At 62.3% G+C, this 14,741-nt stretch carries 12 protein-coding genes; 9 read left to right on the forward strand and 3 right to left on the reverse strand.

The genetic code is table 11. The features are described from left to right. Window positions 1-14 precede the first annotated feature (14 nt). The gene (locus tag Q0K62_RS00320) at window positions 15-971 is read right to left on the reverse strand and encodes an ABC transporter ATP-binding protein (RefSeq protein ID WP_297315982.1); all 957 of its coding nucleotides are present in this window, start codon (window positions 969-971) and stop codon (window positions 15-17) included. 200 nt (window positions 972-1,171) lie between these two features. Here Q0K62_RS00320 and Q0K62_RS00325 point away from each other — a divergent pair, with 200 nt between their 5' ends. Together Q0K62_RS00325 and Q0K62_RS00330 are read left to right on the forward strand one after the other, a co-directional pair. Next, entirely contained in the window at window positions 1,172-2,455 is a 1,284-nt protein-coding gene (locus Q0K62_RS00325) for a histidine kinase (protein ID WP_297315983.1), read from the forward strand. 205 nt (window positions 2,456-2,660) lie between these two features. Continuing rightward, window positions 2,661-3,377 carry a response regulator transcription factor gene (locus tag Q0K62_RS00330; protein WP_297315984.1) on the forward strand — a complete coding sequence of 239 codons (717 nt, stop codon included), beginning with the start codon at window positions 2,661-2,663 and terminating at the stop codon, window positions 3,375-3,377. Between the two features lie 56 nt (window positions 3,378-3,433). On the opposite strand, the gene Q0K62_RS00335 is transcribed toward Q0K62_RS00330, so the two are convergent. Continuing rightward, complete coding sequence (locus tag Q0K62_RS00335) at window positions 3,434-7,393, reverse strand: LPXTG cell wall anchor domain-containing protein (protein ID WP_297315985.1); 3,960 nt, start codon at window positions 7,391-7,393, stop codon at window positions 3,434-3,436. 259 nt (window positions 7,394-7,652) lie between these two features. On the opposite strand from Q0K62_RS00335, the gene Q0K62_RS00340 reads away from it, so the two are divergent. From Q0K62_RS00340 to Q0K62_RS00355, 4 genes are all read left to right on the forward strand, one after another. Further along, window positions 7,653-8,144 carry an inorganic diphosphatase gene (locus Q0K62_RS00340; RefSeq protein WP_297315986.1) on the forward strand — a complete coding sequence of 164 codons (492 nt, stop codon included), beginning with the start codon at window positions 7,653-7,655 and terminating at the stop codon, window positions 8,142-8,144. Window positions 8,145-8,377: 233 nt separating this feature from the next. Then, a complete protein-coding gene (locus Q0K62_RS00345; protein WP_297315987.1) occupies window positions 8,378-8,824 on the forward strand; it encodes a DUF3290 family protein in 447 nt (148 codons plus the stop codon). Window positions 8,825-8,827: 3 nt separating this feature from the next. Continuing rightward, the gene (locus Q0K62_RS00350) at window positions 8,828-9,472 is read left to right on the forward strand and encodes a DUF421 domain-containing protein (RefSeq protein WP_297315988.1); all 645 of its coding nucleotides are present in this window, start codon (window positions 8,828-8,830) and stop codon (window positions 9,470-9,472) included. A gap of 273 nt (window positions 9,473-9,745) precedes the next feature. Further along, window positions 9,746-10,375 (forward strand): manganese efflux pump MntP family protein, encoded by a 630-nt coding sequence (locus tag Q0K62_RS00355; protein WP_297315989.1) that lies wholly within the window; start codon window positions 9,746-9,748, stop codon window positions 10,373-10,375. A gap of 134 nt (window positions 10,376-10,509) precedes the next feature. Here the strand turns inward: Q0K62_RS00355 and Q0K62_RS00360 are convergent, their stop codons facing one another. Next, window positions 10,510-11,328: a hypothetical protein gene (locus Q0K62_RS00360; protein WP_297315990.1), complete on the reverse strand. Its 819-nt coding sequence runs from the start codon at window positions 11,326-11,328 to the stop codon at window positions 10,510-10,512. Window positions 11,329-11,537: 209 nt separating this feature from the next. On the opposite strand from Q0K62_RS00360, the gene Q0K62_RS00365 reads away from it, so the two are divergent. The 3 genes from Q0K62_RS00365 to Q0K62_RS00375 all read left to right on the forward strand — a co-directional run bounded on the left by Q0K62_RS00365 (window position 11,538) and on the right by Q0K62_RS00375 (window position 14,735). Beyond that, window positions 11,538-12,398, forward strand: a complete 861-nt coding sequence (locus tag Q0K62_RS00365; RefSeq protein ID WP_297315991.1) for a response regulator transcription factor — start codon at window positions 11,538-11,540, stop codon at window positions 12,396-12,398. Between the two features lie 106 nt (window positions 12,399-12,504). Then, the gene (nth, locus tag Q0K62_RS00370; RefSeq protein WP_297316041.1) at window positions 12,505-13,137 is read left to right on the forward strand and encodes an endonuclease III; all 633 of its coding nucleotides are present in this window, start codon (window positions 12,505-12,507) and stop codon (window positions 13,135-13,137) included. A 26-nt stretch (window positions 13,138-13,163) separates the two neighbouring features. Further along, window positions 13,164-14,735 carry an ABC transporter substrate-binding protein gene (locus tag Q0K62_RS00375; RefSeq protein WP_297315992.1) on the forward strand — a complete coding sequence of 524 codons (1,572 nt, stop codon included), beginning with the start codon at window positions 13,164-13,166 and terminating at the stop codon, window positions 14,733-14,735. Window positions 14,736-14,741: the final 6 nt, after the last annotated feature.

Raw genomic sequence — 14,741 nt, forward strand, 5'->3', positions numbered from 1 at the left:
TGTCGACTGGGCCCTCAATCACGCAACTGCTTGCCGGTCAGCTCCAGGAAGACGTCATTCAGGGAGGGAGGGCGACTGGTCAGGTGGGTGAAGGAGACTCTGCGACTCTCCAGGAGGGTGAGAACATCCTGGAGGTTGCGATCGCCCCGGTTGCAGTGGATGACCAGCTCCCGGCCGTCATAATCCGCAGACTGGGTAACCGCAAGGGCATTGATCGCATCCAGGGTGGAATCGTCAAGGTCGAGGGTCTCGACGCTGATCCGCTCCCCGACCTGAATCATGTCCTTGAGCTCGTCGGCCGTGCCCAGGGCGATTGTGCGACCATGGTCCATGATCATGATCCTGTCGCAGATCTGCTCGACCTCTTCCATGTAATGGCTGGTATAGACCACGGTCGTCCCCTGCTGATTCAACTCCCCGATGCCCTCCAGGATGGCGTTGCGACTCTGCGGATCCACGGCAACCGTGGGCTCATCGAAGAAGATCAGGTCAGGCTTGTGGGCGATTCCGCAGGCGATGTTGAGCCGACGGAGGAGACCGCCCGAGAGCTTACTGGATCTGTATCTGCGGAAGTCACCCAGACCAACGAAATCGATGGCCTCGTCCACCAGGTGCCGGCGACGCGACCGGGCGGGGACATAGAGGGAACAGAAGTAGTCTATGTTCTCCTCCACGGTCAAGGTGTCAAAAACCGCCACATCCTGGGGAACCATACCCACCCTGCGCTTCAGGTCGAAGGCTGTGGGCCCCATGGTGCCACCGAAGATGGTGATGGTCCCCGAGTCGTAGGTCAGGAGGGAGAGGATGCAGTTGATGGCAGTCGTCTTTCCGGAACCGTTAGGCCCCAGCAGGCCGAAGATCTCTCCCTGATGAACGTCCATGTCGAAATGGTCCAGGGCGACCATGGACCCGTAACGTTTGACCAGACCGCTGACCTTCAGAGCCGATTCTTGATCATTGAATGTGTTCATACCCCCATCATGGTCCAATGATTCGGTTCCATGTGGTGACACCGGTCACGACTTTGTCACCAGGACGAGCCGGGTTGAATGACAAATGTCACTGCCCTGACGGGTTCAGGTGCGTCGATTCCCGTCACGGCGTAGAACTGAGAGGTATGAAACGAGGCCGACAGGAGACAGTTCGAAAGCCGGGGGCGACCGTAGCGAGGATGACGGTACGCCCCCTGCTCATGCTGACCTGCGCCATGGCCGCGTATTGGGCTTTCGGAGAGGCGAACGCGGTTTGGGTGGCCGGCACCCTCCTGGCGACCTCGGCCGGATGCCTGAGCGAATGGCTCCTCCCATCTCCTGTGGTTCTTCTGCCCCAAGGACTTCTGGCCCTGGCAACTCTCATAGTGCCTCAGTGGATGTTTCTCCTTCCCGCCATCGCCTTCGACACAGGCCTGGTCGTCAACCTTGATGACCCCCGCCCCGATTCTTCTACCTGCCGGACACCCAGCCGCCCGGAGAGAGGCGGGTTGTCAGGTCGGAACCAATGTCCGACCCTGGCATGGCTGGCGGTCGAATCGTTCTGGATAATTCCGGCTTCGGCTAATCTCATCCGCCTGGACGGGACCTGGCAACGATATGCCACTTTGGGACTGACGACCGCAATCTTCGCCCGACTGGTCGGGTTCATCTGCGCCTCCCTGTCCGGAACGGAACAGCGACTCCTGGACCTGGGCGACCTGCAGAGGTACACAATCAGGCGGATGCACTCCCGAATCGCCGACCTGGACGAGGAAAGAGCCCAGACCGCCAGGACGGTTCAATTGACTGAACGCACCCGCATCGCCCGCGAAATGCATGACAACGTCGGTCATCAATTGACCAGGGCCATCATGCAGACCAAGGCCGACCAGGTGCTTGCCCAAAGCCGCGGTGACCAGGACAGCGCCCGGGCCTTCGGCGAACTGGGCGACACCCTGGACCAGGCCATGACCACAATCCGTCGGTCGGTGCACGACTTGGAAGACCGGGGCACAGACTTCAATGCCCGAATCGAAGAAGCCTCCCGCTCTCTGGACACAGGTCAATCCACCGCCATCCAGGTCCACCTGCAGAACGATATCGAAGAGGCGCCGGCCCCCGTGGCCCGTTGCTTCGCCACCATCATCCGCGAGGCCTTGAGCAACACCGCCCGCCACAGCCATGCCCAATCGGTCAGCATCATCCTGAAGGACCTACCCATGGTCTGGCAGCTGGTGGTTCAGGATGACGGAGCCCACCATCCGGTTCCCGCCGACGGGCAATCAGGCATGGGCAGGCCCGCCTCCTACCCTGGGCAAACTTCACAGGAACGCGACTCAGGAGAACAGGCGTGGCGCGGCATGGGCCTTGCCGACATGGAGGCCCGCGCACATTCCCTGGGTGGTTCGACACTAAGCGGGCCGAATCGGGATGGGTGGCGGGTCTTCGTCAGCCTCCCCAAGAACCTGCCACTATCTGCATAGTCGATCCATGGCCCGCATCCCCCGCCCCCGCAACCTGTTTCCAGCAGTTCATACTGGATGGCGAGGCAAAGAGAGTAATGGACATGCGGCGGAGGAGATTCGTATGGAAGACCGAATAGGTCAGGCAGATGAGTAAGACAAGTAGTATGAGAGAAGCAGCGAACCGTCATGGATACATGGCGGTCACCACAGAAAGACTCCACTCATGAAGGTTGCAATCGCCGATGATGATCCCATCGTTTGCTCCTCGCTGTTGACCATTCTGACCACCACCCAGACTGCCGAGGTGATATGGACCGCCAGTGACGGACTATCGGTCCTCAACTCATACAAGGCACCCGATGGCCGACCGGACATCCTCCTCATCGACATTCAGATGCCCGGGATGGACGGGTTGGAGGCAGCCGGCAGAATCATGGAAGCCGACCCCAACGCGAGGATTCTCTTCCTGACCACCTTCGCCGATGAGGAATACATCTCCCGAGCCCTTGGCCTGGGAGCCAAGGGCTACCTGATCAAACAGGATGTGGCCTCGGTCGTCCCCGCCCTGGAAGCTGTGATGGCCGGACAGGTGGTTCTGGGATCCGAGGCCCTGGCCAACCTTCCGCTGGGCGGTCAACCGTCGACCGCGAGCGCACCCGGACGGGAACCGGACCATCGAGGGTGGAAACCCTCCGCGCCCAACCAGGAGTCTCGGAAGGAGGCCGGAAACCCGATACCGGGCAGATTCGCCGGCCTGAGCCGACGGGAGCGCGAACTGGTCGCCCTGGTCGCCGACGGACTGGACAACCACACCATCGCCGACAGGCTCTACCTCAGCGAAGGCACTGTCCGCAACCGTATTTCATCGATCCTGGCCAAGACCAACCTTTCGAATCGAACCCAGCTGGCCATTGAATGGCTGAGCAGTCGGGAAGCCTGACCCGATGCCAATCTGGCGCCCTGACCGCATCCTGGGTTCCACCTTGGCGTGACCCTTCACTTCCGGCGCTTCCCGGCAACAACCAGGATAATCAGCCCGGTGAAAGAGATAACCGTAAGCAGGATCAGGGCCTGGGAGACCGCGGAACCCGCCGCCGGCAGACTTGCGGAGGCCCCATTCCAATCATCCAGGTTGGATTCAACCTTGGTATCCAGGCAGAGGGTCTGCCCATCGATGGTAATCGAACCTGGTACAGGCCCGTTGGGCTTCCCGGAAACAGATTCGGGACCTGTGGAGGGCTGACCAGGCAGTCCGGAAACGGAACCAGAACTTGAGGGGGCAGCTGGACGAGCCAGGGAACCATCGTGGTCAGGCATGGTGGAAGGCGGATTGACCGGGCAGGCGGTCAGCGGCTTTCCGGTCACCTTGGCCCTGTCGGTATGATGGCCGGTCACTCCGACCAGGGTTCCATGAACGTCCACCGACTGCCCGGGTTTGAGAATCAGGTCATTCCATCCCTGCGGATACTTGAGGTCGACCACCCTGCCGCCGCCCGTCACGGTCCAATCCTCCAGGCTGAGATCCCTGGCCCGGAAGTAGGCTCCCCGACCCGTGCCCGGATCCTTGCCCGAATCGTTGGTGATGCGGAAGACCATATCGATATCACCCTTCACCGGAAGGGCCTGATTGGGTTCATCGCGGTCGCCATCGGGGAATCCACCGGCCGCGTCGAACTTCTCCAGATGCAGACCGGGAGTCAGGTCAGGGGTTCTGGTCCAGACCGTATTGGAGGGAATCACCCTGTCCTGGTAATACTCGGTAAAACGGTTCTCATGCCTGTCCACAGTGACCAGGCGCCGGCACTGCAGGTAGGCACGCCATCCCACCTCCTGGTTGGGCATGGCGGAGACCATAGTCAGATAGGCCGCCGTGGCGGCAACCGTCACCTTCCCATCAGGCCCGGGTACCAGGGTGAAGAGGTTCCCACCCAGGGACGAAGCATCGAAGCCCGACCCAGCCAGTTGGCCGCCCTTGGGAACCAGGACCCTGCCGTTCCTCGCCAGATCCCTGGAGGCGTAGACGGCCCATTGCCCGGTGAACAGGTCCACGTCCGGAACCAGTTGATCCTCGATGCGCCACTGGCCCACCTGGGGGTAGGCCCTGCCGGCCGGAAGGATGCTTGAGTCCAGCTGGTAGAGGAAGAGACTGTCGCGGTAGATGCTCCCGGCCCGGGAGGAGCCGCCGCCTACGTCCACGACGACATCCTTGGCGGGATTGAGCGGTTGGAGGGGGTTGGAGACGATGTTGGTCTTCCGCCTGATGTCATTCAATATCTGCACCCCCTGGTTCTTGAGCACCTGACGGTGCCCGACCCTGATGACCCGGAAGGGCAGGATCAGGTTATAGGTGCGGCCAAGCAGGGACTGGTCGATGGCCGGTTCACCCAGGGGGCTGTGGCCGACCCGGCGGGCATAGGCTGCAAGGTCCTTGGGCTGGGGGTCGCCCTTGACGGTCAGACCGGTGGCCGGGATGAAGGTGTCGACGGTCTTGGCGAAGGCGTAGACGACCCCGCCTCGAATCTGGATATTGAACCGGCTGGTGTAGTCCCTTCCATCGGACCCCGTGACCCGGATACGCCCCGGATCGATGCTCAGATACTCATCATCGAAGTCATCCACCAGACCGAGCCTCCAGACCCTGTAGGCGTTGTCGGTCTGCCTGGCATCCATGGTGACCCGGTAGACACCCGTATCCCCCTGGAGGAGGGTCCGGCCGTCGATGCTGACCGACTGGTCACGGGAGCTGACGACCTGCTTGGCCGGATTGACCACCGGAGGCAGACTGAAGACCTTGTTGGATGGGGTCAGGGAGTTGTTGATGGTCAACATCCATTGATTGCCCACCCGGTGATCAGTCGGTGCGGCCTTATCCACTGTCCCCTCGAACCGAATCTGGATCTTGGGATTACCGGAGGCCCGCCACTGGCCGATCAGGCCGGCATCGGTCAGGACCACCCGTACCAGGTGGTGGGCATCGTCCCAATGAGTGGAGTACTTGGACTTGGGAATCGGCCGGCCCCGGGAGAGGTCCATCAACTCAAGGGTCTGTTTGTCCGGCCTGAACCACTGATCGTAGACGTCGGTGAAGGCCAGCTCCCTGACCGGATAAGCCAGGTCAGCAGGGAGGGAGGGTTGGGTGTCCAGCTGGTATTCCAGCCGCTGCCCGGGTTGGACCACCTTCCCGTCCACACTCTCCTGGGTGCCTCCCTGGCCGGACTCGGAGACCACATCCTTGTTCACCGGCGGCAGGTAGGCACAGATGCCTGGCCGGTTGGTGTCGACGGTCTGCCCGTTGACGGTCTGGGAACCCTTGTTGGTCAAGGACCCATCCGCCCCGGGCTGGGCAGGCATGGCCGCGCAGAAGGTCACCTCGTCACCCTGGCCCCTGCCCATGTCTTTCCTGACCTGTGCCGCCCCACCGCCGTTGGCGAAGTTGACGGTAAAGGGCACCAGCATGCTCACCTGCAAGGGGGTGGTCATACCCCGCAACCTGGCCAGGTAGCCGGCCTTGGCCCGGGCTCTGACCGCCTTCCCCGAGACGGTGATGTCGAAGCGGTTCGTCACATCGCGACCATGCTCATTGATGGCCGATACGCTGCTGTGCCGGTAATGCCCATCCCCATCCGCGACACCCTCGGCCTCGTAGATCCGCACCTTTGCAGCGCCGTCCTGATCAACCAGGTAATCGGCAGCCGACCAGTCGTCATCCAAGGCCAGCAGGCCGGGTGCCTGAACCAGGCCGGGATCGACAGTGGCATTGACCACGGCACCGACCTTATCGCCATCCAGGAAGACATGCCCGTCGGCCCCGGTCCGGTTGGTGTGTGTCGGGTCGATGACCGCCCGCCATCGGCCGGTTGAAGGGTCCTGGAGTATCCATGACTTGTCGGGGTTGGGCGTCCAGGTGGGGAACCGCCGTTGCGGGGTCTGATGCTCGGACTCCATGGCCAACCCCTTCCACCGGACGGCACCCGTATCCTGGATGACATTGATGGTCGGCCTGTAGACGGCCACATCCAAGTCCCACTGCCAAACATGGTTCACCGGCAAATCGCCGCCCCTCCAGACGGCAGTGGCCAGATTCCCGGATGGAGTGTCACCGTTCCGGGTGTTGAAAATAAAATGATCGCTCAGATCCCGGCCGTTGGTCATGTCACGAACCCGTTGGCCGCCGATGGTATAGCGCTGGCCCATAGGCTGGAAGCCGTCACGGAAGGTCAGCTCACGGCCGTTGGTTCCGGTATTGGTGGTAATGCGTGTGTGATTGGTCATGGAATCCGCACTGGTTCCTCGCTCCACCTGTTTGTCGGGCAGGCTGGGAGGTTGGTCGGCAGGCCTGGGCTCGAAATCGTTCAGCATGATCACCACAAGGGAGATGCTGTGCTCATTGCCGGCATAGCGCTCGGCCAGTCCATCCAGGGAATCCCCCGGCTGGTCCCAGAAGGGCTGGCTGGTTCGGTAGGAAACGCCCCGGTTGCTGTAGGACCTACCGGCAATCGAAGATTGCCAGTTGCTCATCCAGATGGAGTGCTGGGCCATGCTGACCCCGTCAAAGACCCGCTGCCCGCCGTTCATGCCGGTGACGACCCCCACACCGGTCACCCGGCAGTTCCCCTGACCGCGCCTGTCGGGATGGGCCTGGTCGAACCTCTCCGTGCAGTTCCGGTTGGCCTCGTCCAAGGCCTCCTGTTTGACCCTGGTCGTGGTGTCATTCGCCCCGTCCCTGATATCCAGAAGGGCAAAGGCCCGGTCGACGCTGGCCACCTCGTGACCACCGAACCCACCCTGACCATCGTCGCGGTAGGCCCAACCCTGCCAGAAGCCGCCATTACCCTCGGCACCACCGCCGGCATGCCCGGAACCTCCGCCCGCCATGGCAGGTGTCAGGGGTACCAATAGGGTAAAGCAAGCTATCACTGCAGCCAGGAGTCCCAGCCACCCTCTTCTTCGTTTCATCTTCATCCTTTTCGTCGAGCCGAAATCCGCGGACCATCAATGCCCACAGGGAGAGCGGAGCGGAGATCCACCATCTTGGAAGGTCATCGAACCGGGCGCCCTCCACCCCATGGACCTCGAGTATGACCGGAGGAATCGGCAGGTTCCCCTGAGCCGGAGGAATGTGGTCGAATGTGCGCACGACTGGTTATGCTGTGTATGAGATACAACCGATTCGGCCGAGCCCGCGTGGCCACGGCCAGACAAAGGAGACAGGACTATGGCAGAGACCTTCAACGTGCTGGTCGAGATTCCCCGCGGTTCGCGCAACAAGTATGAAGTCGACCACGACAGCGGCCGCATCATGCTGGACCGCACCCTCTTCACCTCCATGGGGTATCCCGATGACTACGGCTACATCGAGGACACCCTGGGCGAGGACGGCGACCCCTTGGACGCCCTGGTCATGATTCCGAACTCCGTCTTCCCCGGCTGCGTGGTCGAGTGCCGCGCCGTGGGCCTCTACCACATGGTCGACGAGGCCGGCGGCGACGACAAGGTGCTCTGCGTGCCTGCCGACGTGCGCTTCGACGACATCAAGGACATCGAGGACGTCTCCGACTTCCACAAGCGGGAGATCAAGCACTTCTTCGAGCAGTACAAGGCCCTGGAGCCCGGCAAGGAGGTCATGCCCGGCGACTTCTGGACCAACGCCGAGGCCGCCGAGACCGAGATCAAGGCGGCCCGCGAGCGCCTGGCCGACCAGAAGTAAGGCCCAGGACCACTCGAGCGCCGGATGGCATCCTCTCGATAGGGACCCAAACCACCAGGAACCAGCTCCGATGGGAGTCACCCCGGCAGGAACCCTTCCGATAGGGACATTCCTGCCGGGGTTTTCCGTACACGGCGGACCGGGCGGGAACCGGCCGCCGCAAATCCGACGATCCCCTGCCGGGCCGTCTACCATGCATAAGTGAGAGATGCCCGGAACGGCAGGGAGCCACTATGACCTTTTATACCTATACCTACCTCAAGGGGGGCCAGACCGACTGGCGGCTGATCAAGATAATCGTCATCGTGGTACTGGCCCTGGCCTTCCTTTTCTTCCTGGTCATGTACGCCCGACGCAAGTGGGACCGTAAATACAAGGACCTGGCCATCATCCTGGGCACCCTGCTCCTCCTGGCGGCCGCGATCCAGTACAGCGACTACACCAATCTGCGCACGGCCAGCGTCCAGAGCGGCCAACTGACCGTCGTCATCGAGAAATCCGCGGCCAAGCTGGGAGTGGACCCTCGGACCATCAGCATCAACGACACCTCCCGGAACAACGACATGATCATCAAGACCCCCAAGGGCTACTACACCCTGGTCTTCAACGGTTCCGGTTCGCAGTTCCTCCTGGAGAAGGCCGACCTGTACCAGCCCGATGTCACCATGATCGGAGAGTAACCCATGGATATCAATTTCTACGTGAATGTGGCCCTGAAGCTGATCGTCGGCCTCCTCTTCATCACCCTCCTGATCAACGTGACCGGCAAGGGGAACCTGGCCCCCACCTCGCCCATGGACCAGCTGCAGAACTACGTTCTGGGCGGCATCATCGGCGGGGTGATCTACAGCAACTCCATTTCGATGGCCCAGTACATCGTCATCCTCCTGATCTGGGCCACCCTGATCCTCCTGACCCGCTATGCCAAGACCCACATCCACGTCGTGGGGAAGTACATCGACGGGGAGCCCGTCACCATCATCAAGAACGGGAAACTCCTGGTGCAGAACTGCCTCAAGGTCAACCTGACGGCCAAGGAGGTCGACTTCAAGCTCCGCACCCAGGGCATCAACGACATCCGTGATGTCAAGCGGGGCATCGTCGAGCAGAACGGCGGCCTGACGATCATCTCCAAGGAGGACGAGGACGTGCGCTATCCGGTCATCCTGGACGGCCGGGCCAACCCCGACGTGTTGGACATGATGGGCAAGGACGACGACTGGCTCATGAAGAGCCTGAACGAAAAAGGGATCAAGAAGGTGTCCGACGTCTACATGGCCAGGTATCAGAACGGGAAGCTCTACGCGGTCTCCTACCGGGACAAGTAGGCGGCCAAGCGTCGGGCCGGGACGCACGCTGGTGGGGACTGGACGGCATCGGATGAAACGGCCTGTGGGCACAATCCTGAGGGTCTTGCCATACCCCATATCGGGTGCCTATAATATAGCTTCATATTTCATGCGTGGCATGTGAACAGCATTCAGCGAATTCAAAGCCGGTTATTCGGCAGTTCCGCTGTCAACGCACCCGAGGCGTAGGCGGGTTCGAGGAAACCTGGTCGAGGCCCATCCCGTACCGGGATGAACGTATCGAGGAATGCTGTGTTCATCAGACTTATACTGATAGCCTTGGGCGTATCCGCCGATGCCTTTGCGGTCGCCATAGGCAAGGGACTTTCCGTCCGCAGGCTCGAGGCCCGTCACCACTGGCTGGTGGGGCTCTGGTTCGGCGGATTCCAGGCCCTCTTCCCCCTGATCGGTTACTTCGCCGCCTCCCTCCTCCAGGACTATGTAACGGCGGTCGACCACTGGATCATCATGGGATTGCTGGGCATCATCGGCATCAACATGATCCGCGAAGCCGTTTTCGATCCGGACGATGAGGGTGAACCCGGGCAGGAAGATACCAAACCGGAAGAGCCTGGCCGGCAGGGAACCAGACGGAGGGCACAGGCCAGGGAACCCTTCTCCTGGAGGAGCATGCTCCCCCTCTCCATCGCCACCAGCATCGATGCCTTCGGAGTGGGTGCCAGCCTGGCCCTGATGAACGTCAACATCTGGCTGGCCGTCCTGGTCATCGGGGTCGTGACGGCCCTGGCCTCAATACTTGGCCTGCGCATCGGCAACCTCTTCGGGGCACGATGGCGCAAGCCGGCCCAGATAGCGGGCGGCATCATCCTGATTGCCTTGGGTGTCCAGATATTCATGGAGCACCTGGGCATAATCCCCTAAGACAGAACAGAGATTCCAAGGCGAAACCAGGTATCCTGGGATGAAACCGAAGGCTCCAAGACGGGACAGAGGGTCCGGCTTGAGGGCCTGAAGCAGTCCGACCGACAGGAATCAACCTGCAGGCTGAACCGAGGTCAGACCAGGAAGTGCAGCGCCGTAATGGACAGCATCACCAAGGCACCGGAGAGCATGACCGGCACCAGGGCCATTCCGAACCAGGCAGGGCCACCAGTGCGGTCTGATGATCCAACCTGATAGGCGGAGGAAGTGTCCTGGTCCGTGCGACCGGACCTGCCGGCCTTACCGGACTCATCGACTAGACCGCCAGCCAGATCCCGCCCCCACTGCCAACCGGCAAGAACCAAACCGACCAAGAGGACCAGACCCACCACCAGGGTCAGTATTGCAGGCAGGGGGGCAGAAGCAGCCGCCCTGGCGAAGAGGGAGCAGAAGGCCGGAAGGAAGACCCAACCCGAGGCGCAGACCACCGCCAGACCGGACAGGGCCGTGGCGGAGATGCCTCGAATCACCATCCGACGATTCTTCCGTGCCATCTGCCGGGCGAACATGACCACGGCCAGGATGGTCAGCAGGACGGCCGAGGACTCCAGCCAGAGCCTGGTCAGGGGCCAGACGGCATCCAGGTCGGCCCCATCCCCCCTGGACACATCCAGGCCGACGGACCTTGGCAGAAGGAAGATGAGGGCCATCGATATCAGACCCAGCAAGGCACAGATGCCCCTATCCGGGTCGGTGGGAATGCCAGGTCCGGCAAAGGGCCAGCAGGCGAGCAAGGCAAGAAGGGCAATCACCACCAGGAGTATCTGCATAATCCTGGCCGTGGAGGGAGATCCAAGCACCCAGGTCACCAGGGCCGGCAGAACCAGCAGGGCGAGGGTCAGCAGCTGGGCAGGAATGGGGGCCTTGCCCCCGGTCCGCTTGACAGCATCCACTACACATCCTCCTGTCCGCCGGATTCGGCAGGTTTCGTTAGGCCGGTCATCACCGTCAATCCTATGCCAGTCCCCTCCCGGGGGTGACAGCCGGGCGGAATACCATATATCGAATGACGAGACCGGCGATAAGCCTGATTGTACAATGATGGCAATTGTTCATCTTGTTCGCATAGAGTGGACGACAGGCAACGAAGGAGGGTGGGGGCATGACCGATCTGACGCTGATGACTTTTGCCAGTGATCCGGCAACCGTTCTTCCGGCATTGGCCCTCCTTTCGCATCGCGTCAGGGTCCTTCCCCTGGATGCCGCCTCCCTGGTCAAGATGCCCGAGGACACGGTCCTTTTTATCGATGCCAGCGACGATCTGGCCAGCGCCAAGACCATCTGCAGCCTGATTCGCGCCTCGGGTCTGTCGACCCCGATCATCCTGGTCCTGAGCGAGGGCGGGTTCACCGTGGTCAACGCCCAGTGGGGGGTGGCCGATGTGGTGGTCCAGACCGCCTCGCCTGCCGAGGTGGAGGCCCGTCTGCGCCTGGTCCGCCAGCGCGACACCTCCCAGCCCCAGACCAGCCAGCATCAGCAGACCACTGATGACCAGGTGCCCACCGGCAGGGTCCGCTCCGGCGACCTTGTGGTGGACACCGAAAGCTATACGGCCCGGGTCCATGGCAACCCCATCGACCTGGCCTACAAGGAGTTCGAGCTGCTCAAGTACCTGGTCCAGCACCCGGGCAGGGTCTTCACCAGGGCCCAGCTTCTCCAGGAGGTTTGGGGCTATGACTACTACGGTGGCACCCGGACCGTCGACGTGCACATCCGCCGCCTGAGGGCCAAGCTGGGCGGCGAATACGAGCACCTGATCGGGACCGTGCGGAATGTGGGCTACCGGTTCGACCCGCCTGAGTCGGCAAAGACCGGCAGGAGCCAGACACAGGCGCAGGACAGGGAACAACCCCAGGACCAGTCGCAGTCATCAGATCGGAAAGGGCAGGTGCCGGAGCCCAAGCCCCTGAAACCCCAGAGGGGCAAGCCGCGGGATAAGAAGCCGGGCGACAGTGACCAGTAGGAGCGAAACCCGCAGGAAAGACCCCGGCAAGGGAGACACCCACCAAAGCGGCACCGGCAGGAAGCGGGCCGGTGGAAGAGAATCCAAGACCGAGCGTCTGACCAGAATGCATGCCGAGTACGAGATCCTCCGCCAGGTATATCCGGAGGCCTATTGCGCCCTGCACTTCCACAACCCCTTCGAGCTCCTGGTGGCGACGGTCCTCAGCGCCCAGACCACCGACAAACGGGTCAACTCGGTCACCCCGGAACTCTTCGGCCGCTACCCCGACCCGGCAGCCTTGGGCGGGGCCAACCCCCTTGATATCGAGGACATAATCCACTCCGTGGGCTTCCATCACGCCAAGGCGGAACACCTGGTGGGGCTGTCACGGATGCTGGTGGATGACTTCCATGGCGAGGTGCCCGAGACCATGGAGGAACTCACCCAATTGCCCGGGGTGGGCAGGAAGACGGCCAACGTGGTCCTGGGCAATGCCTTCAAGATCCCCGGCTTTCCGGTAGACACCCATGTGATCCGTGTCACCGGACGTCTGCGCTGGCGGACGGACTGGCGCAGTACCCACCCGGACCCGGTCAGGATCGAGCACGAAATCTGCGACTGCTTCCCACCTGAGGATTGGACCAACCTCTCCCACAGACTGATCTTCCACGGGAGACAGACCTGCCATGCCCGTAAGCCGAACTGTCTGAACTGCCCCCTGGCCACGACCTGCCCGAGTGCTGAAATCCTGGCCTGACCCGCCACCCCGTTAGAATCGAGTGCATGGCAGAGCATACAGGCAAGGACATCAGGGCCGGCATCATCTTCATCCTGGTGCTGGTGGTGCTGACCACCGGCGTCTACCTGGCCTGGCCCCTGATCACAGGTCAGGGCAGCCCCCGCCTGAGTGGTCTCAGATCCGGCGATACCATTCGCATAGCCGCCCGAGAGGCCCCGCAGTCCCTTGATATCCGCACCGAAGAAGGCTCGCCTGCCGACCAGGCCCTCATGGGGAACGTGTATCAGACCCTGCTCGCACCGGACCCACAGGGAAACCCGGCACCCGGTCTGGCCCAGAGCTGGGACGTCTCCGCAGACGGACTCATCTACACCTTCCACATCCGCACCGACGCCCGTTTTTCGGACGGACGTGCCCTGGACTCCTCGGATGCCCTCTGGTCCCTCCAGCAGATTGTCGAGAAGCAGTACGCAGGGCACGAGTGGCTGACCAACCTGTCCAGGGTCAACAACCCTGCACCCACCACCCTGTCCATCGGACTGAACAGACCCGACGCCCATCTCCTGACTGCCCTGACCGGTCGGGCGGGCATCGTGTATGACCGTCACGCCCAGGTGGACTACTCCACCGAATCAGCCGGTTCGGGACCTTACAGGGTCAAGGACTGGCAGCCGGGCATCTCCCTGACCCTGGCCAGGAACGAACACTATCAAGGACCGGACAAGGCCAAGACCGACACCGTGGTCCTGACCTACGACAGGTCCCGGGATGCGAGTGCCGTCAAGCAGGTGCAGGAGGGGAACCTCGACGCCATCGTCGATCTGCCCCCGGCCGATGCCACCCCCGCCAAGGAGGCCGCATCCAAGGAAGGGAAGACCAAGACGGGAAAAGGGGTCAAGCTCCTCAACGGCCCCAGCCAGAGCAACCTGGTCCTGGCCTTCAACAACAGCTCCGGATCCCTCCTCTCCGACCAGCACGTGCGCGAGGCCGTCCGCTACGCCTTGGACAGACAGAGCCTGGCCGACCTGGAGGCGGGCGGAGCCAAGCCCCTGGGCGGCCCCCTGAACGAGATGAGCCCGGGCTTCGATGCGGGACTGCAGGCCTTCCCCCACGACACGGACAAGGCCTCCCGGTTCGCCTCCTACTATGCCCAGCCCTATTACCGGGGCGGGCTGCGCCTGGTCTACCAGGACACTTACGGAAAGCGGATCGGCGACCTGATCGCCTCCCAGCTCAAGGAGGTGGGCATCCCCAGCAAGGTCACCATGGTGGACCGCTCAACCTTCCGCGACCAGGTGCTGGGCCGCCACGACTACGACATGACCCTCCTGACCATGAACAACGACCAGATCGGCCAGTTCGCGGACCCCAACGCCACCATGCTCTTCGACAACCGCGAGGTCCAGGATGCCTGGATCCAGGTGATCGGCTCCACCAGCCAGGACCAGTACGCAAGCCGTCTGGGTGGCTACGCCCGCCAGGTCAGCGACCTCTCCCCCAGCGACTGGCTCTATGCCCGCACCCCACAGGTCCTGACCTCCTCCAAACTCCAGGGGATGCCCCGGACCATGGTCGACCAGTACCTGCCCCTGTGGAACCTGGAGGTCAAGGACTGACCCGCC

The sequence above is a fragment of the uncultured Bifidobacterium sp. genome, from assembly GCF_945269915.1.
GTDB classification, from domain to species: Bacteria; Actinomycetota; Actinomycetes; order Actinomycetales; family Bifidobacteriaceae; genus Bombiscardovia; species Bombiscardovia indica.